Here is a 20,695-nt window from a genome sequence, read left to right on the forward strand (position 1 = left end):
GGCGCGTTAGTGGGGGTGGCTGTGCAGGGTCGTGTAGACTGTCGGCGGGCGATCGGTGACGACGGGAAACGACGAACTGCCGTCTCAGACGATCTGTGCTTCGTACTCGTCGGCGTCCATCAGCTCCTCGAACTCCGAGTCGTCGCTGACTTCGATCTCGAGCAGCCAGCCGTCGCCGTAGGGGTCCTCGTTGACCAGTTCGGGCTGGTCGTGCAGGGCCTCGTTCACGGCGACAATCTCGCCCGAAACCGGGGCGTAGAGGTCTGAGACGGCCTTGATCGACTCGACGACACCGAACGGCTCGTCGTGGCTGATGGTGTCGCCCTCGTCGGGCAGTTCCACGAACACCACGTCGCCGAGTTCGTCCTGCGCGAAGTCGGAGATGCCGATGCGGGTCGGTTGGTCGGTGGTCGCCCACTCGTGCGATTCGAGATACTTCCGGTCGTCGGGTACGTCGAAGCTCATTGGTCGATGAAGGGGGGTGTGGTAACTTCCGCTCGTTTCTCCTCGCCGCGGATGACGACGGCGACCTCGGTGCCGTCCTCGGCCAGTTCGGTCGGGAGGTAGCCCAGCGCGATCGCCTCGTCGAGCGTGGGGCTCATCGTCCCGCTGGTTACTTCACCCACCGTTTCGCCGTCGTGGGTGATCTCGTAGCCGTGGCGGGCGACGCCGCGCTCCTGCAGCGTGAGGCCGATGAAGGTCTCGTCGACGCCCGCCTCCTGCTGGGCCGCCAGCGCGTCCCGGCCGACGAACTCGGTGTCGAGGTCGACGGTGAAGCCGACCCCGGCCTCGTACGGCGTCCGGGGGTTCTCCTCGGGGTGGAAGTCCTGTCCGGACAGGAGCAGCCCCTGCTCCATCCGGAGGGTGTCCCGGGCGCCGAGCCCGCAGGGCTGGCAGTCGAACGCCCCCCAGACGACCTCGGCGTCCTCGGCGTCACAGAGGATCTCCACGCCGTCCTCGCCGGTGTAGCCCGTGCGGGCCACCAGACAGTCGACGCCGGCGACGGTCGCCCGGGTGGCGGTGAACCGCGAGAGGTCGGCGAGGTCGTCGCTCTCCTCGCCCAGCGGCGCGCCGAGGGCGTCGACGGCGTCGGCGGCGAGTCCGACCGCGTCGGGCCCCTGGACCGCGAACATCGCCCAGTCCGCGGTCTCGTTGCTGACCTCGGCGTCGAGGTCGTGCCCGTCGCGGTAGTCGACCCACCGCTGCTCGGCCTCCTCGTCGTGGCCCGCGTTGGGGACGAACAGGTAGTCGCCCCCGGGGAGGCGGTAGGTCATCGTGTCGTCGTGGATGACCCCGTCCTCGTCGGTGATGCAGGCGTACTGGGCGTCGCCCGGATCCATCGAGGCGATGTCGTTGGTCGTCAGGCGTTGCATCAGGGTCTCGGCGTCGGGGCCCTCGACGCGGATCTCGCCCATGTGAGACACGTCGAAGATCCCGGCGGCCTCGCGGACGGCGGTGTGTTCGGCCCGGATGGAGTCGAACTCCACGGGCATCTCCCAGCCGCCGAAGTCGGTGAACCCCGCGCCGCGGTCCTCGTGGACCTCGTACAGCGGTGGTCGCCGTGTGACCATGGTGGGAGTGTTGGTGGCGGGAAGTAATGTCTTGCCATCCCGGCCACCTCGGCGAGCCGGGCAACGAACAAAAAGGCTAACTCGGTCACTCCCGAGGCCGTGAACGTGCCATCCCTCGCGGAGCTGTTTCAGCTGGGACAGGTCGTCGTCCTCGCGGCGACGCTGCCGATCGCCGTCATCGCCGCCCGCGGTTTTCGGGACGCGCCGTTCGGGCGCGTCGTCCGGCCGCTGGTACCGATCACGCTCGCGTATCTCGCCATCGCCGCGATCAAACTCGTCGAACCGTCGATGGGCGCCGACGCCAGCAGACTGCTGGGTAGCGTCGCCGTCGCGCTGATCGCGTGGACAGCCGCACAGGGGATCCTGCTACTGAGCGGCCGGAGGGCCCAATGAGCGTCCACGTACTCGCGGCCCAGACCGCCGTCCTCGTCGTCGTCTCGCTGGCGATCCTCTACCCCGTCGTCGCCTACGCCCGGACGCTGCTGTACACCGACGCCGTCTCCCTGTTGGCGGCGTCGGTGCTCGTGTTCACCGCCGGCTCGGTGCTCGAGGAGGGCCTCGGGATGACGACGGCGTCCGAGGGGACGTATCTGTTCTCCTGTCTCTGCTTCGCCGCCTCCGTCTGGCTGTTCGCCCGGGAGTTCGTCCGCGTCGGCGGGTCGTCGTTCGACGCCGACGACGCGCCGGCGTCCTCAGGGTTCGGCGGGGAAACGGGGGACGCGCCGTCCCCGAGCGAGCAGGGGTTCGCCGGCGCCACGGAGGGTGACGATGGCGAGTAGCGAACAGCAGCCACGCGACGAGTGCCCACTCGACCTCCAGCCGGGTGAGGCGGCGCTGGCCACCCTCTCGAACCGTGACTCGCCGATCGCCCACCTCCCGCCGGAAGCGCTCGAGAACCTGCTCGTGGTGACCGTCGCCTCGCCAGAGCGCGTCGAGCGGGCGGTTCGCGAGGCCGGCGGCGACCCGAACGACGTGGGGATCGTTCCGGTTTCGGCGTCGCCGGTGCAGTACGAGGGCCCCTGTTGGATCGCCGAGCGCGTCTCGCCGTCGGACCTCACGGGGATCAGCATCCAGTTCTCGCGGGGCGAGCGCTACCTCGCGGAGGGAACCGGCTGGGTCGTCGTCGAGGGGCTCGGGACGATGCTGATGTACGTCGAGGAGGCGAAGCTCTACCGGCTGCTCTCACACTTCGTCACCCGCGCTCGCGGCCGCCGACTCCGGCACGTCACCGGCCTCGTCGACGAGGTCGTCTCCTCGGAGACGCTCGCGCGGTTCCGGGAACTGCACGACCGATCCGTCTCGCTGAAGTAGCGCGTCGACCGAATCCCGGACGGTCGCGGGCTCTCGGCCCGTTCCAAACGGTTTATACCCTTCACCCGGGAACTTTCACGCATGGCGAAAGAGCAGAAGCAGGTGCGTGAACTGCAGGAGGGGAGCTACGTGATGATGGAGGAATCCCCCTGCGAGATCAACCACTATAGCACTGCCAAGCCGGGCAAGCACGGCAGTGCGAAGGCCCGGATCGAGGGCGAGGGCGTCTTCGACGGGAAGAAGCGGAGCCTCTCCCAGCCGGTCGACGCGAAGGTCTGGGTCCCGATCGTGGAGCGGAAGGGCGGGCAGGTCGTCTCCGTCGAGGGCAACGACGCGCAGATCATGGACCTCGACACCTACGAGACGTTCACGATGCGCGTCCCCGAGGACGAGGAGCTCGAACCGGACGACGAGATCGAGTACCTCGAGTACGAGGGTCAGCGGAAGATCGAGTGATGGGGTTCCCCGGCGCCGTCGCCGAGCGAGCGGACGCCGACTACGCGGTGGTCGGTGCCCCCCTCGACGTCTCGACGACGTTCCAGCCGGGAACCCGGTTCGGCCCGGAACGGATCCGGCGATTCGCCCGAACGTTCGACGACTACGACCGCCGCACCGACCACCACTTCTCCGACTGCGCCGTCCACGACGCCGGCGACGTGCGGGCGTGGGACGACGCGGTCGACTACCTCGAGTTCCTCGGCGGCAGCCTCGCCGATCTCCGCCGCGACGACGTGACGCCGCTGCTCCTCGGCGGTGAGCACACGGTCACCGCGGCGGGCGTCCGCGCGACCGACCCCGACACCCTGGTCGTCCTCGACGCCCACCTCGACCTCCGTGACGAGTACGACGGCAACCCGTGGAGCCACGCCGCAGTCACCCGCCGTGCGCTCGACGGCGATCCCGACGATGAATCACTCTCGACGGTCGGCGGCACCGCCGACCGCGCAATCGTCCTCGGCGCTCGCACTGGCTCAGAAGCCGAGTGGGAGCGCGCCGACCGCGACGACGTGACGGTCGTCCCCCCCGAGGAGGTGACCGACTGGTCGCCCGACTTCAACGACGAGTCGGTCTACCTCTCGGTCGACGTCGACGGCGCCGACCCCTCCGTCGCGCCCGGCACCGGGACGATGGAGCCGTTCGGCCTCTCCGCGCGGGAGATGCGCGACGTGGTTCGACAGGTCGCGCCCCACGCGGTCGGCTTCGACGCTGTTGAGGTGAACGACCGCGACGACGGCCAGGCCGCCGCGCTGGCGGGCAAACTGCTCAAGGAGTTCGTCCTCTCACACGCGGACGGCTGAACCGTCAGCGTCGGACCCGGACCACTAAGTCCTCCGCCCTCCCCTCCCGAACTGAATGCGCGTCACCCTCCTCGGCACCGGCGACACCACCGGCACCCCGACGGTCGGCTGTGACTGTGCCACCTGCGAGCGCGCCCGGGAGCGCGGCGTCGAACGCTCGCGGTTCTCGGTCCACGTCGAGAACGAGCGCACCGGCGAGAGTCTGCTGATCGACGCCTCGCCGGATCTCCGTCACCAGTTCCAGGAAACGGGCGCCGACCTGCCCGACGCCGCCGTCATCACCCACATCCACTTCGACCACCTCGACGGGCTGGGGAACTTCTACCGCCTGCTCGACGACCTGCCGGTCCACGCCGCCAGCGAGGTCGACCCCTTCACCGGCGAGAGCGTCGCCGACTCGGTCCGGGAGCGCTACGACTACCTCGACGTGGTCGAGGTGGTCGGGCAGGCCCCCCTCGCCACCTTCTCGGCCTGCGGCTTCGACCTCACGCTCGTCCCGGTCGAACACCCGCCGATGGCGTGCTACGGGCTGGTCGTCGAGGACCCCGAGACGGGGGCGAAGCTCTCGCTCTCTGGCGACACCAGCTACGACATCCCGCAGGAGAGCCGCGACGCCCTCCGCGACCCCGACCTCCTGCTCGCCGACGCCATCGTCCCGGCGTCGCTGGCGCCGAAACACCCCATGGGCGGCTCGGACTTCGACGACGAGGACGTCCCGATGACTTTCGGCACCAAGCACATGACCCGCGAGGGCGCGATCCGGCTCGGCGAGGACCTCGACGCCGACGAGACGCGACTGGTCCACCTCGCGCACTTCTACCCGCCGGACGAGGCGTTCGAGGAGCCGCTGGCCGTCGACGGCGAAGTGTACGACCTCTGAGCCGCGCCTGAAGCGGGCCGTGTGCAGTCGTGTCACTACGGCTATTTCTCCTCGTGGACCCTCTAGCGTGCATGGAGCCCAGAACCGTCCTCAGACTGGAGGGTGTCGCCGTTTTCCTCGCGGCCACGGCAGCGTACTTCGCGGTCGACGGGCCGCTGTGGCTGTTCCTCGTCCTCGCGCTGGCGCCCGACCTCTCGATGCTGGGGTACCTCGCCGGCGACGGCCTCGGGAGCCGCGTCTACAACGCGTTCCACGCCTACGTCGGCCCGACGGCGCTCGGGGCGGCCGGGATCGGGCTGGACGTCCCGGCGGCGACGTGGGTCGCGCTCGTCTGGGCCGCACACGTCGGCGCCGACCGCGCCGCCGGCTACGGGTTGAAGTACTCGACCGGGTTCAAACACACTCACCTCGCCGCTCCCGACGGGTCGGTCGTCGATAGCGCCGACCCCGCCGAGGTGTTCGAGGCGGAAGCCGTCGACGGCCGCTAGAACTGATCCAACCCGGACTGCTCGCTGGCGACGCCCGCGGGATCGCGGACCCACGCTGTCCGCTCGTCGCGAAGTCGCCGGGGATCGACCGCCGGTTCCTCCCCGGCCTCGTACCCCGGACAGTCGCTCCCGCAGTCCATCGACGGCGCGACAGGGCGGCCGTGGAACGCACAGTACGGGACCGCGTCCTCAGTCGCCGAACAGTTCGCGCAGCCGGGGAACTCGGCGGGGCGCCAGCCCTTCCCCCACGCGCGCTCCGCGATCCGGCGGCGCTGGCGCGCCTTCGCGTCGGCGCTCACGAGGCTCACGTCGGTCCGGAGCGGCTCCTCGGCGCGGAGTTCGACACCGGGGTCGTCGGCGGCGAGCGTCGACGCCGCCCGGACCGTCTCGCGTTCGCCCGTCTCGGGGTCGAACCGCCAGACGCCCACCGAGTCGGGGATGCGGTTCAAGTGCGCGCCGGTGACGTAGCTCTCCGTCGCGAGCCAGACCTCGTCGAACAGCGCGAGCGCGGCGTCGAACCGGAGCTGGAAGTCGAGGTCGCCCGGCCGCCCGAGGTCGGGTTTGTTCTCGATCCCGACGAGCTTCCCGACCCAGTCGGGGTAGCGCGCCGTCCGGCGGACGTACGTGCGGCCGCCGCGGCGCCCGCGCTCGAAGAACCCGATCTCGGCGGCGCGTTCGGCGACGGCTTCGGCGCGTTCGGGCCCGCAGTCGAGCGCGTCGGCGACGGGTACCGCCTCGCCGACGCCGGCGCCGCTCTCGACGGCCAGCGGCGGGATGGTCTCGCCCGTGATGGCGGCGCGCTCAGTGACTGCCGCGGTCGGGGCGACCCCGACGATATCCATCACGCGGGCGCCGGGGCGCTCGACGGCGGCGCCGAGTTGGCGGGCGAGGACCCAGTCGGTCGCGGCTTCGAGGTGGGCCGACAGCGCGAGTTCGAACGCGACCTCCACGGGCGGCCGTGGGTGGGCAGCGGACAAAAGCCCGTCTCTCCGACCGACGCGGGCGCCACGAGGCCGAGAGAACAGCACCTTTATCAGTCGCTCGGGGCGAATTTAGCATAGAATTCCTCTCAGGAGGTCATATGGTGACGGAGAACCCAACACAACCGGAGGTGAACATCGGACTGGTCGGTCACGTCGACCACGGGAAGACCACACTCGTGCAGGCGCTGAGTGGTTCGTGGACCGACAAGCACAGCGAGGAGATGAAGCGCGGGATCTCCATCCGTCTCGGCTACGCCGACGCGACGCTGCGTCGGTGTCCCGAGGAGGAGGAGCCCGAGTGTTACACCGTCGAGGAGCACTGTGACGAGCACGACGTGGACACCGAGGTCGTCCGCGAGGTGTCGTTCGTCGACGCCCCGGGCCACGAGACGCTGATGGCGACGATGCTCGCTGGCGCGGCGATCATGGACGGCGCGGTGCTCGTCGTGAGCGCCACCGAGGACGTGCCCCAGGCCCAGACCGAGGAGCACCTCATGGCGCTGGACATCATCGGCATCGAGAACGTCGTCATCGCCCAGAACAAGGTCGACCTGGTCGACCGCGAACGGGCGCAGGACAACTACCGCCAGATCCAGGAGTTCGTCGAGGGCACGGTCGCGGAGGACGCGCCCATCGTCCCGATCAGCGCCCAGCAGGAGGTCAACGTCGACCTGCTGATCGACGCGCTGGAGCGAGAGATCCCGACGCCGGATCGGGACCCGACCGCCGACTCCCGGATGTTCGTCGCGCGGAGTTTCGACATCAACAAGCCGGGGACGACCGCCGACTCGCTGCTCGGCGGCGTCGTCGGCGGGTCGCTCGTGCAGGGCACCCTCTCGGAGGACGACGAGATCGAACTCCGACCCGGCCGTGAGGTCGAGGAGGGCGGCCAGAGCGAGTGGCAGCCCATGGAGACCACCGTTCGGTCGATCCAGGCCGGCGGCAACCCCGTCTCCGAGGCGAATCCCGGCGGCCTGCTCGGCGTGGGGACGGGGCTCGACCCGTCCTACACGAAGGGCGACGCGCTCGCGGGGCAGGTCGCCGGCGAACCCGGCACGCTGCCCCCGACGCTCGAGGAGTTCGAGATGGACGTCGAACTCCTCGACCGCGTCGTCGGCGAGGACGAGGAGGACGTCGAGGAGATCTCGACGGGCGAGCCGCTGATGCTCACCGTCGGCACCGCCACGACCGTCGGCGCCGTCACCAGCGCCCGCGGGGGCGAGTGTGAGGTGTCGCTCAAACGCCCCGTCTGTGCGGAGCCGGGGGCGAAGATCGCGATCAACCGCCGCGTGGGCGCACGCTGGCGGCTCATCGGCATCGGTACGCTGAAGGAATGAGCGCGACGGCGGTGCTCGACACCAACGCCCTGATGATGCCGGTCGAACTCGACGTGCGTGTGTTCGACGAGCTCGACCGGCTGCTCGGGGCGTACGAGGCCGTCACCCCCCGAGCGGTCGTCGCGGAGCTGGAGAAGCTCCGGGACGGCAACGGGGCGGAGGGCACCGCCGCCGCAGTCGGCCGCGACCTGGCCGAGCGCTGCCGGGTCGTGGAGACGGACGAATCGTACGCCGACGACGCCGTCGTCGCGGTCGCGGAAGCGGCCGAGGGCGAGGTGTACGTGGTGACCAACGACCGCCCGCTGCGCCACCGCCTGCTCGACGCGGGCGTTGACGTAATCGGTTTAAGGGGGCGGAACACACTGGCGATAACTGAAACCTAGCATGTACAAACGGGTACGACTCAAGGACACGGTCGAGGTGCCGCCGCGGAACCTGGCCGACGTGACGGAGGAGCGGGTACGAGCTCTGCTCCAGGACAAACTGGAGGGACGGATGGACGAGGACGTGGGCAGCGTCGTGAGCGTCGTCGACGTCCACGACATCGGCGACGGCGCCGTGCTGCCGAACCGACCGGGCGTCTACTACGAGACGGAGTTCGACGCCATCACCTACGACCCGGACATGCAGGAGGTCGTCGACGGGACGGTCGTCGAGGTCGTCGAGTTCGGCGCCTTCGTCGGGATCGGCCCGATCGACGGGCTGCTCCACGTCTCCCAGATCTCCAACGAATACCTCGCCTACGACGGCGAGAACCAGCAGCTGGCGTCCTCGGACTCCAACCGCACGCTCGGCGTCGACGACGCGGTGCGCGTCCGCATCGTCACCAAGAGCATCGACGAGCGCAACCCCCGGGACTCCAAGATCGGCCTGACGGCCAAGCAGCCGGGGCTCGGCAAGCACGAGTGGCTCGCCGAGGAGTACGAGGGACGACAGGAGGAGGAAGCGTAGATGGCCGACCCGCGACTGGCGTGTCGGGAGTGCCACTACGTCAACGATCCCGACAGCCAGAGCTGTGACTACTGTGGCTCCTCCAGCCTGACCGAGGACTGGGCGGGCTACGTGATCATCAACCACCCCGAGGAGAGCGCCGTGGCCGACGAGATGGAGGTCACCGAGCCGGGGAGCTACGCGCTGAAGGTCCGCTAAGGTGCTCACGCTGCCGCCCGAGCTTCGGTCGGAGTTCAAGGAGCCGTTCGGGCCGCTTTTCACCGACGCCGAGTCGCTACTCTCCGCGGCCGGCCGCCCCATCGTCGCCGTCGGCGACGTCGTCACCTACCACCTCCGAGAGGCGGGCCACGAGCCCCACGTCGCCGTCGTCGACGGACGGACCGAACGCGAGACCGTCACCGAGGAGATCCGTCTCGCGCTCGAAGACGCCGAGCACCACCGGATCGAGGTGGTGAACGAGCCCGCCGAGCTGTCCCGGGAGCTACTTCTCTCGCTCCGCGAGGCCGTCGACGCCGAGGCGAACACCCTGTTGCTCGTCGAGGGCGAGGAGGACCTCGCGACGCTGCCCGCGGTGCTGGCGGCGCCGCTGGGCGGGAGCGTCGTCTACGGCCAGCCCGGCGAGGGGATGGTGTTGATCGACGTGACCGAGGAAAACCGGGCGACGATGCGGGACCTGCTCGTCCGCTTCGACGGCGACGCGGACGCGGCGCTGGCGGCGTTGGGCGTGTAGCGTCGACCGTTCGAGTCGCGAACTCCGACAGTAGCCCTTCGAAATCCTTTTGCCGTTTTCCGGCGCATCTTCGGGCAACTGACCATGGAGATCGAAATCGTCGACGAGGAGGAGAACCCGATGTTGCACCGTACCGACGTCCGCTTCGAGCTCACCCACGACGAGGCCACGCCCTCGCGCCTGCAGGTCCGCGACAGCCTCGCGGCGAAGCTCGACAAGGACTCCGCGGAGGTCGTCGTCCGCAAGCTCGACACCAAGTTCGGCATGCGGAAGACGATCGGCGACGCGAAGGTGTACGAGTCGCCCGATGACGCCCGCGACGTGGAGCAGGACCACATGCTCGAGCGGAACAAGATCGAGGCCGACGCGGAGGCCGAGGAAGCGGCCGCCGACGGCGAGTAACGCCGGATGCGCGTTCTGGGTGTCGAGGGGACGGCGTGGTGTGCGAGCGCCGCCGTCCACGACACCGAGACCGACGAGACCTTCATCGAGTCCGACGCCTACGAACCCGAGAGCGGCGGCATTCACCCGCGCGAGGCCGCCGAGCACATGGGCGACGCGGTCCCGCGGGTGATCGAGACGGCGCTCGCTCGCGCCGACGGCGACATCGACGTCGTCGCGTTCTCGAAGGGCCCGGGACTGGGCCCCTGTCTGCGCGTCGCCGGCACCGCCGCGCGCGCGCTCGCCGGCACGCTCGACGTGCCGCTGGTCGGCGTCAACCACATGGTCGCCCACCTCGAGATCGGGCGCCACGAGTCCGGCTTCGACTCGCCGGTCTGTCTCAACGCCTCCGGCGCCAACGCCCACCTGCTGGGGTTCCACGACGGCCGGTACCGCGTGCTGGGTGAGACGATGGACACCGGCGTCGGCAACGCGATCGACAAGTTCACCCGCCACCTCGGCTGGACCCACCCCGGCGGGCCGAAAGTCGAGGAGGCCGCGAAGGACGGCGAGTACGTCGACCTCCCGTACGTGGTCAAGGGAATGGACTTCTCCTTCTCGGGGCTGATGAGCGCCGCGAAGGACGCCGTCGACGACGTCTCCGCGAGCGAAGCGAGTGGAGGCCCGTCGGCGCACCGCTCCGACGACGGCACGCCGGTCGAGGACGTCTGTTTCTCGCTGCAGGAGCACGTCTTCGCGATGCTGACGGAGGTCAGCGAGCGCGCGCTCTCGCTGACGGGCAGCGACGAACTCGTCCTCGGCGGCGGCGTCGGGCAGAACGCCCGCCTGCGGGAGATGCTCGCGGCGATGTGCGAGCAGCGCGGCGCCGAGTTCTACGCGCCCGAGCCGCGATTCCTGCGGGACAACGCCGGGATGATCGCCGTCCTCGGCGCGAAGATGGCCGCCGCGGGCGACACGATCGCCATCGCGGACAGCGCCATCGACCCGGACTTCCGTCCCGACGAGGTGCCCGTGACCTGGCGTGCGAACGAGTCCGTGGCCGTGGGCCACGGTGTGACCCCGGGAACTTCGATGTCGGGGCTGTCCGACCCCCGGCGCGGCGCCGAGGCCGTCGTCGACGTGCAGGACGGCGTGATCGTGAAGCGCCGGATCCCGAAGGGGTACCGCCACCCGGACCTCGACGCGAAACTCCGGCGGGACCGAACCGTCCTGGAGGCGCGCCTGTTCAACGAGGCGCGTAAAGCGGGCGTGCCGACGCCGCTGGTCCACGACGTGGACGTGCCCGAGGCCACCCTCCGAATCCAGCACGTCGGCGACAGCGACCTCGCGGACGCGCTCACGACCGATCACGCGCGGACCCTCGGCCAGCACTTGGCGCGCCTGCACGGTCGGGGGCTGGTCCACGGCGATCCGACCACGAAGAACGTCCGCGTCGGCGACCGGCTGTTCCTCGTCGACTTCGGGCTGGGCTACCACTCCGGTCACCCGGAGGACCACGCGATGGACCTCCACGTGTTCGAGGGCTCCGTCGCGGGGACGGCGACCGACTCGGCGGCCATCTGTCGGGCGTTCGAGGACGGCTACGCCGCCGTCGGCGACGAGACGGTGCTGGAGCGGCTGGCGGAGGTTCGGGGACGCGGCCGGTACCAGTAGCGTACCAAAACGATTTATCGCCGCCCGCCCACCGGTTACCCATGGCAGACAACGAGAGCGGCAAGCCTCAGTCGGGCGAGCTCTTCGGCGTCCCGTACAACTTCGAGCAACCGAGCATCGGCCGGATGCTCTCGGCGTACTGGCAGCCCGACGAAGGGATGCTGGTGGAGAAACCGTTCGGCGTCGGCTACACGCTCAACCTCGCGAACTGGCGCTCCTGGGTGGTGGGGCTCGTCGTCGTCGGCCTGCTCTGGCAGGAGAGCCAGAAGGATCAGGAGACCGAGGACGAGGGGGAGGAGCCGGTCGAAGTCATCGTCGACGACGACTGAGCGTCGCGGCACCGATCGAGGCGAACGTTCGACGCGGAACCGCGAACCCTTTTCCGAGCCGCGCCGAGGATCGGGTAGATGCTGCGCTACGTCACCACCAACCCCGGGAAGGTCCGCGAGGCCGAGGAGTACCTCGACGCCGCCGTCTCCCAACTCGACTACGACTACACCGAGATCCAGAGCGACGACCTGGGCACGATCGCCGCTCGTGGCGCGCGCGAGGCGTACCGCCACGCCGGCGAGCCCGCCCTCGTCGACGACGCCGGCCTGTTCGTCCGCGCGCTGGACGGGTTCCCCGGCCCGTACTCCTCCTACGCCGAGGACACCATCGGCGTCGAGCGCACGTGGGAACTCGCCCGCGAGGAGGACGACCGCGCGGCCTCGTTCCGCTGTGTGCTCGCGTACTGCGACGGCGAGGGGTTCGACGCGTCGCCGGACCCCGTCGACGTGGACGACCGCGTCGCCGCTGCCGCCGCGGGCGCGGACCCCGAGGCCGACGACGAGCGCGAGGCGCTTCCGGTGAAACTGTTCGAGGGCCGCGTGCGCGGGACGCTGGTCGAACCCCGCGGCGAGGGCGGGTTCGGCTTCGACCCGATCTTCGAGCACGAGGGGACGACGTTCGCCGAGATGGACGAGGCCGAGAAGAACGCCATCTCCCACCGCGGGCGAGCGCTGGCCAAGTTCGCGGAGTGGTTCGCCGAGCGGTAGTCGGTAGCGCGAGGGTCCTGCCTCACGCCCGCGGGTCCCGGTCCGGCCCGGGGTACTCGCCGCCGACCACTTCCGGATAGAGCGTCGCGGGATCGAACAGCGCTGCGAAGGCGTCGGGCGTCCGAACCGCGGTCTCCACGCGGTCGCGGACCATCGTGTTCCCTTTCGCCCCCGTGAGCCGGTCGTCGAAGGAGAGCACGTGCATCGCGCCGCCGTGGAGCGCCGACGCCAGCGCGGGGTGGTCGCCCGCCGGGTGGTCGACCGACTCCCGGCGTTCCGCGATCCGCTCGCGCCAGTCTGCCGCGAGTTCGGGGTCCGCGAGGCGGCCGATCACCGCTTCGGCGTCGTCGAGGAGCGGGTCGCTCGCGACGAGTGTGAGCCACGAGTGGCGCCGGACGTGGTCCAGACACTCCCGGGCGGCGCCGCCGACCAGCAGGTCCGCCGCGAGCACGTCGCTGTCGGCGACGATCCGGGCCGGCGAGGCGTCGGCGTCACTCACCCCTGACCTCCGCGAGCGCGTCGCGAACTGCTGTCACGTCCACCTCGTACGTTGCGGCCCGGTCGAACAGGGACTCCCAGCGTTCAGCCATCGGTTCCCGATCCGGTCGCGTGCGGTATCGGTGTTGCGGGTCGCTGCGCCCTGCTGGCCGTCGCCGCGGCGGGACTGATGGGGGCAGGCGTTCGTCTGACGCGGCTTTAAGTCGATCCGATCGCTGGGTTTCGGTGGGCGTACACCAGCCTGTACGGTGCGCCCGACACGGCTCCTGAGGGACGACCCCTGCCGTCGACCGCTCCCCACCTCCCCCGGTGACGGCCGCGGGCGTCGTCGTTTTCCCCGGCGTGAGCGTTATGAGCGCCGAGTGCCTACTCTCGGGAGATGATGGTCACTACCCACGCGCTGGCGGGGCTGCTGCTGGCGGTTCCGGTCGCGTTCGTCGCGCCGGAGTTCGCCGTCGTCGCCGCCACCGCGGGGTTCTCGGGTGGGGTGTTCCCGGATCTCGACATGCCGGGGCAGCACCGCCGGACGCTGCACTTCCCCGTGTACTACTCGCTTGCGGCCGCGGTGGCCGGCGTCGTCGCGCTGGTGGCTCCGAGCGCCTGGAGCGTCGGCGCCGCGCTGTTCCTGGCGGCCGCGGCGCTGCACGCGGTGAGTGACGCCGCGGGCGGCGGGCTCGAACTCCGGCCGTGGGAGGCGACCGGCGAGCGCGCGGTCTACAGCCACTACCACGGTCGCTGGTGGCGGCCGCGCCGGTGGATCCGCTACGACGGGGCGCCGGAGGACGCCGTCGCCACGCTCGCGCTGGCGGTGCCGGGCGTCCTCGTCTACGACGGTCACGTCGAGACCGCCGTCCTCGGCGCCGTCGCCGTCGGAGTTGGCTACGCGGCGGTCCGTCGGCCGTTGATCGGCTGGGCCGAACGGGTGGTCGATCGGCTCCCGCCGGCACTGCTCGACCGGATCCCGGGATCGCTGCTCACGGACCTCCGTTGATCCCCGCCGACCGCCGCTGCCCGCTCGGCGACGCGTTTTTCGCTCGGTGGTTCCTCCTTCCACTATGCAGACTGTCGATCTCGACGACGCCTTCGCGGCGTTCGAGGAGCGCTGGGCGCCGCGGCTGGTCGCCTCGCTCAACGGTCAGGAGCTGAAAGTCGCCAAACTCGAGGGGGAGTTCGTCTGGCACAGCCACCCCGAAGCCGACGAGCTGTTCTGGGTGATCGACGGCGACCTGACGATCGAACTCCGGGGCGAGCCCGACGAGCAACTCACCGACGGCGAGCTCGGCGTCGTCCCCGCGGGCGTCGAACACCGCCCGGTCGCCGACGGGCTGGCGGAGGTGGTGCTGTTCGAGCCGGCGGGCACCGAGAACACCGGCGACGCCGAGGGGACGGGCCGGACGAGCGAGGTCCAGCGACTGGAGGAGTGACTCAGAGCGGGTCGACCCCGTTCGTTGTCGACGACGGCAGTCGGTCGAGCGCGAACGCGCCCCCGAGGACGACGCCGGCGACGAGCAGTCCGCCCACGGCTTCGTCGACGGTGTGGGCGCCGGTGGTGACCCGACTCCAGACGAGCACCAGCGGCACGGCGAGCAGCGGCGCGAACCGCCGGTCGGCGGCCACCAGTGCGCCCGCGGGGACGGCGGCGTAAATGACGTGATTCGAGGCGTCCCACAGCGGGACGACGACGAGGTGGAGCACCGAGGTGACGACGAGCAACGCGGCGTACGGCGGCACCAGCGACCCCCAGTTCAGGCGACGCCACGCGAGCGCGATGGCGCCGAAGGCGACGATCAGCCCGAGCGCCGCGTAGAAGTCCTCGCCGCCCGGGACGCCCGTGCCGACCACCTGTGGCCCGCCCTGGTAGACGGCGAACGCGAGCACCCACGCGCCGGCGACGACGCCGACTCGGCGAGCCAGCGGGCCCAGTGCGGGATCGATACGGCGTTCGTACCCCACGAGCGACAGCGTCGCGACGAGCACGAACAGCTCCGGTGCGAAAACCGTGGAGACGGTGGTTGCAACGCTCATACCGGAGGCGTGGAGCGCCCCGAAAAAGGCGTTTCGTCACGTCCCCATCCGTCACCGACGGACTCCTGGCCGGCCCAGCCAACGGCTGGCTGTCCGTCGCGACTTCCTCGTAGAGAGCCTAGGCCGGGATTTGAACCCGGGCTCTCGTCCTTACCAAGGTCCTGGTCGATACCGGACCAAATCGGACGCTTCAAGGCTACTATTGCTGGTTCTCGACCGTTTCCGGTCCTTCTCATCCCGAAATCACTACACGAGCCTATAAATAAGCGATGATACATTCTCGGGAGTCACAGGAGCACGTTCCGAAAGACAACCTACAGAACCAGCTAAGGCCACTGAAATTGATGGCATCGAGCGGTCTTGATTAGTTCGAAGCTTAGCAAGCACTTGCGGAAAAACGGAACCTCCTCAGCACAGGAACAGGTACCGTCTCACGAGCATACAGCCAAGTAATATATCCCTGGATAACTGAACAACTGATAAACAAGATGAACCAGCGAGATGTCGTTTTGTTTGCTCTCTACGCTCTTATTGGGGTGCTGGTTTTCGTCACGCGATTACTAACCCTCCCGCTTGAAGCAACAGCCTTGATCGCCCTCATCGCGGCTGTGAGCATCCCCACGGCCCATCGAGTAGAAGACATCTACAAGCGGAGGCGTGACCAGCAAGCCCACCGAAAGCGCATCTCCGAACTCGTGAGTCGTGTGAATAATCGGCTATCTGAGATTGGTATCGAAATAATCGAACAAGACAAAATAATTGACACCCTCGCCGAAGACGAAGAGGAGCCCACACTGGAAAGAGTCTATGAGAATTATATCCGAGAGCATTTCGAAGAGCTCCCCGGCTATAAGCAAGAAATTCTCCTTATCCTCCTCCTGTCACGCGAAGTAGACTCAAGTAGTCAGCCTATCGAGCAAGCCAGATTGAAGACACAGATTGCGTCGCTGTTGTCGAATTTCAATCTCGGTTCCCTCGATAAGCGAACCATCGAGCTACTGGGCGCATACGATAAAATAGAGTATGGACAAATAGAACAGGCGGAAATCAGCGCGCTATTCAATCACGAGCCAGAGAACCCCCGAGACTTGGCCTTAGAGTTCGCTACGGAGTACGGAACTACTGACCAGCTCGCAATTGTTCTATTCAATGACCGTGAGCGTTCCACAGAACTCAGGAAAACACTGGGTCGTCTAATCGCCCGTGGGAAGATCGATACCGAGACCGTCAATCGAGAGACCGCTGAGCGAATCAAAGACGAGATGGAACAGATGGGGGATGGTGCTACGAAGTATCTGGTTTTCTCCCGAAGAATGCACTACAATGATGCCTTCGAGGAAGCTATAGACCGGTTCCCGCACTTGCGTATCGGCACCAAATATCCCGAAAATGGATTTCCAGATGCCGCGGAGTATATGCGAGTCTATATGATCTACCCAGAGCACGACTACGGGAGTGCCGACCGCTTCTTAGAGGAAGCACTGAAGCCGATGGTTCCTGAGGAAATCCTCGATGAACACCCAGATGCGTTTGTTGCCGCGATGCCACTCGAACTTTCGAGACTATCAATCTACCCTGAACACGAAGCCGTCGACGAGCACCTATCGGGGACCCACGAGGCACTGATGTTTCTGAAGACCGGTGCAAGTGAGGACCTATCAGAAGTCGTCTCAGATCGCGTTGTCAGTGACGTAGGCATTTCGGAACTCCTGGCTGTCCTCCCGTTCAATGTCATCACGCCCGACATCAACGAACACGAGAAGGACTTAATCATAAAGCACTACGACGAGCTCCAAGATCGATTTAGTGTATCTGAGCTGTTCGACTGGGCGGATATTGATCCGGAAAGCTTGGCGAATGCCCTTTCAGAAATAGAGAGCGATGTGGACGATGAGCGGTGGGAAGAACTGGCTGAGACGATTGTGGAGAGAGCTGAGAAATACTCAACCGCTACTTATCGCGAGGAGAGTAGTTCTATCACGCCCTGAGAATCTATTACCAGGCATAACACACCTGTTATTTGGGGGATTCTGTGTCAAATTCGATTTCAATATCATCACTTGATTCACCGATTGTCTCACCAATCAGGGACTCCACCAACTGGGATGTGACATCAAATATCACTTCTAAATAAGTACCAAACTCGGCCTTTTCTATCTCATTTGAGCGGAAAGAGCCCTCCAATAACCCCACAGACCAATACAAAGCTTCTCCATCCGCTATAATGATCTGGTGAAGAACGGTTTCATTCTCATTTACAACAGGTAACCGTTCAGTATTGTCGTCAGGAACAATTATTTTGAAAACAGATTCAAACCTCTCGGTTCCGTCGTCTAAAACATCTTTCGGGAAATGGTTGACAAAGAATCTCGCTTCTGAGTCCTTTCTATCTGTGTCTGGAAGCGATACAAGATAAACCAGTGCATCATCTTCTACCCACAGAGAGTTTACTGTACCAACATAATTGTGGAATAGACGTACAGAAGACTCAATATGTGGTGCCTCAGCGAGCTTCTCCAAGCTTGAATCAGTGTTCCACTTTTGGATTATCGATCTCGCCTCCTCGGTAAGTGGTCGGGAATCAAATACCTGATTTGCAATTTGATGTAATGATTCATCCGCCCCACGGGATGTAGAGTCAATACAGGCGTACCAATTTTGTTGATCTGAGGTATGCGAGGATAATCTTGCATCCCCCGAAATCCCTTCTCCAGTATCAACTTCTGATTGGAGTTGTTTGATGAATTTATATCTCGGACCATCATATTCTCGGATGAAGCCGAGAAGCCGCTCACGCTGTCCATCCGTCAAGTCCTCGCTGATTGTATCCAGTGAGGGCGTCCACTCCGGTTCTTCATCAATTGCCGTGCCATCACCAATAGTGTAGAGAAGATTTGCTCCAAGGAGAGAAGTAATCAAATCCGAGGGTATCCTGTCTCCTGGCTCCAAATCCATCCAATCAAATAGGAGCTCGCACGGATAGCGTACTTGGAGCGTTGTATTACCGGAGTGTTTCGTCCACCCTTTCAGATGATATCCATTCTTAGATGAATTAGAGCCATACTGGTGTAGCCGCGCCATATTAACACCCCGTGACAAGGGTACAAATATCCCCTACTGGATTCACTACTACTTACTGACAATAGATGTGCTATCTGGGATCGGATTCAGCGATGAAACCGGTACTTCGTAGTTGTAATGGTCAAAATTCGACTTCTTCCGCTCCGCATTAAGTACCATCTCCTTCGTTGCCGTCCCTACGAGATTCACCGTGACATCTTCTAACGGAGCTTCCAACGCACCCTCCAAGTGGGCGAGAATATAATACTCCGAATCAACACGCCACTCCTTCACCGGTAAGGCATACGGCTCTTTTCGGCTGGTTTTCACATCGACCGTCCGCTCAATGCCATCGATAGAAACCTCGAAATCAACGCCTCCATCTGACCATCGTACAAGTTCCGTATCGATTTCCAGATCAGCGTAAATAGCGAACGCCATCTCACCCAATAGTCCAATTGCGTGCCGGTCTTCCGGGTCTACACCCCACGTTCTGGCACTGTTGTCCCAGTCCTCTCGTTCCTCAAATGACTGGTTCCGCTCACTGGCCTTCCGATACACCGTTCTGACCAGCCGAGGCGGTATTTCCACAGACGTAGACATTCAGGAGTTCCCCTACCCGCTCACTCGCTAAATATCTACTGTGACCCGGTTTTCTGTATGTACATATACACAAGCCCCTATGTACGTACACGAATATGGAGTCGGAGGTCCAGCGAGAACCATCTGTTGCTATATCGGGGGTGATGGCATTCAGCGGTTCCTTGATCAAGGGAAAAGTAGCGCAAGAAGTAGAATAACCGCTAATATCCCCATACCGCCGAGCAAGAGATAGTACATCGCAAGATCACGTCGGAACCGCCGCGTCATCTCGTCATTCCCCTGATCCGGAAGGATACAATTATCTAACCAGGTAGGAGATTCCTCATTCAATTTCACGCCGAAATTCTGTAACTCATCTTCGTCAAAGAATCGATCGTAGAACGTTTCCAAATTTTTGTGGTTTTCTGTTTGAACAACATACTGTTTTTCTATACCCTTGATTCTACGATGCGTTATTACAGTGTATCCTCCCACAATCACAGAGGAGATAGCAAATATAGCATTCTCGCCCAAAACTTCGTTTACCCGAATCACTAATCCCGCTGAAATGACAATAATAAAACCGAATGTTCGGAATAGGTCTCTGGATAGGCCACTCATTAATTCGGAGCGGAGTTCTGAGAGTTGGCTTTGAGTCTGAATAGCGCCCTCAATCATCTCTTGACGAAAGTCCACGAAATCATCTACAGATTCTCGGCGATAATATCGAAGATTCGACCTTGCGGAACTTTCTATGACCTGAGCATCTTCTATTACTTCCGACAAAGATCGAGCGTACAGAGTCACAACATTTCGTAGTATATCAGCTCGGTTTTCTGAACGACCTTCAGAATATACCCAATCGTAGAGTGAGACCACAGAGTCAACCAACCCATCTGATAACTCGATAGAGTCTGTCTCGTCTATCTCAACACTGGTTGCATCGGGGAATGAAAGATGACCTTCTACGAATTGTTTACCCTGAATAAGGATGTTCCACTCGCCTTCTCGTATATGTCGTGAATTACTTGCTATCGCTAAGAGAGAAAACAGTAGTTGATGGCGGTGGAAAAGCGAATTTAACCGAGGCTCCGAATCATTCGTAACAGACTGGAGTTGGAAAACAGATGGTGGGAGGTATGCTCCGACGTTTTCTATGAGTGCGGTAGTTGCGATCTCTTGGGTTTTCTCCTCCCATTCGAGTTCACTTTGCTCCATCTGAGAGAGGACTTCCTCTGTTGAGGCAATACTCGAAATTCCAATTGCTGAGGAGAACTGGACAATCTCGGTCTCCAGAATTGAAAACACACAGCGAGGACTCTCATCAAGATATTTTTGCCGAAAAGCCTCTGGTGGCTGGCTGTTGACCTCGTTAATCAACCGGTCTAACGAAAAGAAAACCGTTGGAGCGACATCGATCGTTGCACTCTCGGCGATACATGCCTCGATATTCGATTTTCTAAGATTGTATGAGGTACTGATCTCGAAGTACTGTTGATTCTCGTACACATCGTTCAACACGCTAAATATCTCCTCTACGCCAGAGATTGTACCAAGAGTTAGCTCCTGAAGTGAGTCCGCGAGGTCTGGATCGCTCGGATATAGTCCTCCAGGATCGTATTGCTCACCATCTACTTGTTCGGCAACAATAGTATCCTCAGAAGGATTGTACTGGATTTGATAGCCATCAGATTCCCCGTCAATATGGACTGTAAGACGACCAGTTTCAATATACTCTGATAGGTGGATCACCGCCTCGACAAAATCCTCAATCTCCTCAAGAGATGGCTCCTCGATTTCAATCGAATATGATTGACTGTCCTCTCCCTCTGAATCATCTCCTAAATCGACTACCCTCGAAACAGCATTTGCTAACTCCTCCATCTTTC

At 64.3% G+C, this 20,695-nt stretch carries 27 protein-coding genes; 19 read left to right on the forward strand and 8 right to left on the reverse strand.

The genetic code is table 11. The features are described from left to right. Positions 1-84: 84 nt before the first annotated feature. Positions 85-465: a glycine cleavage system protein GcvH gene (gene gcvH / locus BMZ83_RS05760; RefSeq protein WP_074876578.1), complete on the reverse strand. Its 381-nt coding sequence runs from the start codon at positions 463-465 to the stop codon at positions 85-87. Then, the gene (gcvT, locus tag BMZ83_RS05765; protein WP_074876580.1) at positions 462-1,571 is read right to left on the reverse strand and encodes a glycine cleavage system aminomethyltransferase GcvT; all 1,110 of its coding nucleotides are present in this window, start codon (positions 1,569-1,571) and stop codon (positions 462-464) included. Before gcvT ends, gcvH begins: the two co-directional genes overlap by 4 nt. 105 nt (positions 1,572-1,676) lie before the next feature. On the opposite strand from gcvT, the gene BMZ83_RS05770 reads away from it, so the two are divergent. The 7 genes from BMZ83_RS05770 to BMZ83_RS05800 all read left to right on the forward strand — a co-directional run bounded on the left by BMZ83_RS05770 (position 1,677) and on the right by BMZ83_RS05800 (position 5,548). Next, positions 1,677-1,964 (forward strand): hypothetical protein, encoded by a 288-nt coding sequence (locus BMZ83_RS05770; protein WP_074876582.1) that lies wholly within the window; start codon positions 1,677-1,679, stop codon positions 1,962-1,964. Further along, positions 1,961-2,350, forward strand: a complete 390-nt coding sequence (locus BMZ83_RS05775; protein WP_074876584.1) for a hypothetical protein — start codon at positions 1,961-1,963, stop codon at positions 2,348-2,350. Before BMZ83_RS05770 ends, BMZ83_RS05775 begins: the two co-directional genes overlap by 4 nt. Beyond that, entirely contained in the window at positions 2,340-2,882 is a 543-nt protein-coding gene (locus BMZ83_RS05780) for a DUF7504 family protein (protein ID WP_074876586.1), read from the forward strand. The genes BMZ83_RS05775 and BMZ83_RS05780 overlap by 11 nt, the downstream gene beginning before the upstream one ends. Before the next feature lie 81 nt (positions 2,883-2,963). Next, entirely contained in the window at positions 2,964-3,338 is a 375-nt protein-coding gene (locus tag BMZ83_RS05785; RefSeq protein ID WP_074876588.1) for a translation initiation factor IF-5A, read from the forward strand. Then, on the forward strand, positions 3,338-4,180 hold the full coding sequence (locus BMZ83_RS05790; RefSeq protein WP_074876590.1) for an arginase family protein: 843 nt from the start codon (positions 3,338-3,340) through the stop codon (positions 4,178-4,180). Before BMZ83_RS05785 ends, BMZ83_RS05790 begins: the two co-directional genes overlap by 1 nt. A 55-nt stretch (positions 4,181-4,235) precedes the next feature. After that, positions 4,236-5,060 (forward strand): MBL fold metallo-hydrolase, encoded by an 825-nt coding sequence (locus tag BMZ83_RS05795; protein ID WP_074876592.1) that lies wholly within the window; start codon positions 4,236-4,238, stop codon positions 5,058-5,060. Positions 5,061-5,131: 71 nt separating this feature from the next. Then, the gene (locus BMZ83_RS05800) at positions 5,132-5,548 is read left to right on the forward strand and encodes a DUF4260 domain-containing protein (RefSeq protein WP_074876594.1); all 417 of its coding nucleotides are present in this window, start codon (positions 5,132-5,134) and stop codon (positions 5,546-5,548) included. Here BMZ83_RS05800 and BMZ83_RS05805 read toward each other — a convergent pair. After that, complete coding sequence (locus tag BMZ83_RS05805) at positions 5,545-6,498, reverse strand: DUF5787 family protein (RefSeq protein ID WP_074876596.1); 954 nt, start codon at positions 6,496-6,498, stop codon at positions 5,545-5,547. The two genes, BMZ83_RS05800 and BMZ83_RS05805, sit on opposite strands and share 4 nt — an antisense overlap. A gap of 134 nt (positions 6,499-6,632) precedes the next feature. On the opposite strand from BMZ83_RS05805, the gene BMZ83_RS05810 reads away from it, so the two are divergent. The 9 genes from BMZ83_RS05810 (at position 6,633) to BMZ83_RS05850 (ending at position 12,641) form a co-directional block, all read left to right on the forward strand. Beyond that, the gene (locus BMZ83_RS05810; protein ID WP_074876846.1) at positions 6,633-7,868 is read left to right on the forward strand and encodes a translation initiation factor IF-2 subunit gamma; all 1,236 of its coding nucleotides are present in this window, start codon (positions 6,633-6,635) and stop codon (positions 7,866-7,868) included. Continuing rightward, positions 7,865-8,251, forward strand: a complete 387-nt coding sequence (locus BMZ83_RS05815) for a PIN domain-containing protein (protein WP_074876597.1) — start codon at positions 7,865-7,867, stop codon at positions 8,249-8,251. Before BMZ83_RS05810 ends, BMZ83_RS05815 begins: the two co-directional genes overlap by 4 nt. A 1-nt stretch (position 8,252) precedes the next feature. Further along, a complete protein-coding gene (locus BMZ83_RS05820) occupies positions 8,253-8,819 on the forward strand; it encodes a DNA-directed RNA polymerase (protein WP_074876599.1) in 567 nt (188 codons plus the stop codon). Further along, the gene (spt4, locus tag BMZ83_RS05825) at positions 8,820-9,017 is read left to right on the forward strand and encodes a transcription elongation factor subunit Spt4 (RefSeq protein WP_074876601.1); all 198 of its coding nucleotides are present in this window, start codon (positions 8,820-8,822) and stop codon (positions 9,015-9,017) included. It begins immediately after the preceding gene. 1 nt (position 9,018) lies between these two features. Then, positions 9,019-9,549 carry a GTP-dependent dephospho-CoA kinase family protein gene (locus tag BMZ83_RS05830; protein ID WP_074876603.1) on the forward strand — a complete coding sequence of 177 codons (531 nt, stop codon included), beginning with the start codon at positions 9,019-9,021 and terminating at the stop codon, positions 9,547-9,549. 84 nt (positions 9,550-9,633) lie between these two features. Continuing rightward, the gene (locus BMZ83_RS05835) at positions 9,634-9,951 is read left to right on the forward strand and encodes a 30S ribosomal protein S24e (protein ID WP_049979773.1); all 318 of its coding nucleotides are present in this window, start codon (positions 9,634-9,636) and stop codon (positions 9,949-9,951) included. Positions 9,952-9,957: 6 nt separating this feature from the next. Continuing rightward, complete coding sequence (locus BMZ83_RS05840) at positions 9,958-11,604, forward strand: bifunctional N(6)-L-threonylcarbamoyladenine synthase/serine/threonine protein kinase (RefSeq protein ID WP_074876605.1); 1,647 nt, start codon at positions 9,958-9,960, stop codon at positions 11,602-11,604. Positions 11,605-11,645: 41 nt separating this feature from the next. Next, positions 11,646-11,933 (forward strand): DUF5808 domain-containing protein, encoded by a 288-nt coding sequence (locus BMZ83_RS05845; protein ID WP_074876607.1) that lies wholly within the window; start codon positions 11,646-11,648, stop codon positions 11,931-11,933. 78 nt (positions 11,934-12,011) lie between these two features. Next, entirely contained in the window at positions 12,012-12,641 is a 630-nt protein-coding gene (locus tag BMZ83_RS05850) for a non-canonical purine NTP pyrophosphatase (RefSeq protein ID WP_074876609.1), read from the forward strand. A gap of 22 nt (positions 12,642-12,663) precedes the next feature. Here the strand turns inward: BMZ83_RS05850 and BMZ83_RS05855 are convergent, their stop codons facing one another. Further along, positions 12,664-13,140 (reverse strand): DUF7384 family protein, encoded by a 477-nt coding sequence (locus BMZ83_RS05855; protein ID WP_074876611.1) that lies wholly within the window; start codon positions 13,138-13,140, stop codon positions 12,664-12,666. 378 nt (positions 13,141-13,518) lie between these two features. Here BMZ83_RS05855 and BMZ83_RS05860 point away from each other — a divergent pair, with 378 nt between their 5' ends. Both BMZ83_RS05860 and BMZ83_RS05865 read left to right on the forward strand, forming a co-directional pair. Further along, positions 13,519-14,130 (forward strand): hypothetical protein, encoded by a 612-nt coding sequence (locus BMZ83_RS05860; RefSeq protein WP_074876613.1) that lies wholly within the window; start codon positions 13,519-13,521, stop codon positions 14,128-14,130. Between the two features lie 64 nt (positions 14,131-14,194). After that, entirely contained in the window at positions 14,195-14,563 is a 369-nt protein-coding gene (locus BMZ83_RS05865; protein ID WP_074876615.1) for a cupin domain-containing protein, read from the forward strand. Position 14,564: 1 nt separating this feature from the next. Here BMZ83_RS05865 and BMZ83_RS05870 read toward each other — a convergent pair whose 3' ends face one another. Continuing rightward, complete coding sequence (locus BMZ83_RS05870) at positions 14,565-15,164, reverse strand: hypothetical protein (RefSeq protein ID WP_074876616.1); 600 nt, start codon at positions 15,162-15,164, stop codon at positions 14,565-14,567. 488 nt (positions 15,165-15,652) lie between these two features. Here BMZ83_RS05870 and BMZ83_RS05880 point away from each other — a divergent pair, with 488 nt between their 5' ends. After that, complete coding sequence (locus BMZ83_RS05880) at positions 15,653-17,152, forward strand: hypothetical protein (protein ID WP_074876617.1); 1,500 nt, start codon at positions 15,653-15,655, stop codon at positions 17,150-17,152. Between the two features lie 28 nt (positions 17,153-17,180). On the opposite strand, the gene BMZ83_RS16220 is transcribed toward BMZ83_RS05880, so the two are convergent. The 3 genes from BMZ83_RS16220 to BMZ83_RS16230 form a co-directional block, all read right to left on the reverse strand. Then, positions 17,181-18,119, reverse strand: a complete 939-nt coding sequence (locus BMZ83_RS16220; RefSeq protein ID WP_143076897.1) for a hypothetical protein — start codon at positions 18,117-18,119, stop codon at positions 17,181-17,183. A gap of 174 nt (positions 18,120-18,293) precedes the next feature. Further along, complete coding sequence (locus tag BMZ83_RS16225) at positions 18,294-18,827, reverse strand: hypothetical protein (protein ID WP_143076898.1); 534 nt, start codon at positions 18,825-18,827, stop codon at positions 18,294-18,296. A gap of 165 nt (positions 18,828-18,992) precedes the next feature. Further along, entirely contained in the window at positions 18,993-20,690 is a 1,698-nt protein-coding gene (locus tag BMZ83_RS16230) for a hypothetical protein (RefSeq protein ID WP_143076899.1), read from the reverse strand. Between the last annotated feature and the right edge of the window lie 5 nt (positions 20,691-20,695).

Source organism: Halolamina pelagica (assembly GCF_900115675.1).
Taxonomy (GTDB): Archaea; Halobacteriota; Halobacteria; order Halobacteriales; family Haloferacaceae; genus Halolamina; species Halolamina pelagica.

Coding starts and splice junctions, on each gene's coding strand:
- gcvH (WP_074876578.1), bottom strand. CDS start 465: ATGAGCTTCGACGTACCCGACGACCGGAAGTATCTCGAATCGCACGAG.
- gcvT (WP_074876580.1), bottom strand. CDS start 1,571: ATGGTCACACGGCGACCACCGCTGTACGAGGTCCACGAGGACCGCGGC.
- BMZ83_RS05775 (WP_074876584.1), top strand. CDS start 1,961: ATGAGCGTCCACGTACTCGCGGCCCAGACCGCCGTCCTCGTCGTCGTC.
- BMZ83_RS05780 (WP_074876586.1), top strand. CDS start 2,340: ATGGCGAGTAGCGAACAGCAGCCACGCGACGAGTGCCCACTCGACCTC.
- BMZ83_RS05785 (WP_074876588.1), top strand. CDS start 2,964: ATGGCGAAAGAGCAGAAGCAGGTGCGTGAACTGCAGGAGGGGAGCTAC.
- BMZ83_RS05790 (WP_074876590.1), top strand. CDS start 3,338: ATGGGGTTCCCCGGCGCCGTCGCCGAGCGAGCGGACGCCGACTACGCG.
- BMZ83_RS05795 (WP_074876592.1), top strand. CDS start 4,236: ATGCGCGTCACCCTCCTCGGCACCGGCGACACCACCGGCACCCCGACG.
- BMZ83_RS05800 (WP_074876594.1), top strand. CDS start 5,132: ATGGAGCCCAGAACCGTCCTCAGACTGGAGGGTGTCGCCGTTTTCCTC.
- BMZ83_RS05815 (WP_074876597.1), top strand. CDS start 7,865: ATGAGCGCGACGGCGGTGCTCGACACCAACGCCCTGATGATGCCGGTC.
- BMZ83_RS05820 (WP_074876599.1), top strand. CDS start 8,253: ATGTACAAACGGGTACGACTCAAGGACACGGTCGAGGTGCCGCCGCGG.
- spt4 (WP_074876601.1), top strand. CDS start 8,820: ATGGCCGACCCGCGACTGGCGTGTCGGGAGTGCCACTACGTCAACGAT.
- BMZ83_RS05835 (WP_049979773.1), top strand. CDS start 9,634: ATGGAGATCGAAATCGTCGACGAGGAGGAGAACCCGATGTTGCACCGT.
- BMZ83_RS05840 (WP_074876605.1), top strand. CDS start 9,958: ATGCGCGTTCTGGGTGTCGAGGGGACGGCGTGGTGTGCGAGCGCCGCC.
- BMZ83_RS05845 (WP_074876607.1), top strand. CDS start 11,646: ATGGCAGACAACGAGAGCGGCAAGCCTCAGTCGGGCGAGCTCTTCGGC.
- BMZ83_RS05850 (WP_074876609.1), top strand. CDS start 12,012: ATGCTGCGCTACGTCACCACCAACCCCGGGAAGGTCCGCGAGGCCGAG.
- BMZ83_RS05860 (WP_074876613.1), top strand. CDS start 13,519: ATGATGGTCACTACCCACGCGCTGGCGGGGCTGCTGCTGGCGGTTCCG.
- BMZ83_RS05865 (WP_074876615.1), top strand. CDS start 14,195: ATGCAGACTGTCGATCTCGACGACGCCTTCGCGGCGTTCGAGGAGCGC.
- BMZ83_RS05870 (WP_074876616.1), bottom strand. CDS start 15,164: ATGAGCGTTGCAACCACCGTCTCCACGGTTTTCGCACCGGAGCTGTTC.
- BMZ83_RS05880 (WP_074876617.1), top strand. CDS start 15,653: ATGAACCAGCGAGATGTCGTTTTGTTTGCTCTCTACGCTCTTATTGGG.
- BMZ83_RS16220 (WP_143076897.1), bottom strand. CDS start 18,119: ATGGATTTGGAGCCAGGAGACAGGATACCCTCGGATTTGATTACTTCT.
- BMZ83_RS16225 (WP_143076898.1), bottom strand. CDS start 18,827: ATGTCTACGTCTGTGGAAATACCGCCTCGGCTGGTCAGAACGGTGTAT.
- BMZ83_RS16230 (WP_143076899.1), bottom strand. CDS start 20,690: ATGGAGGAGTTAGCAAATGCTGTTTCGAGGGTAGTCGATTTAGGAGAT.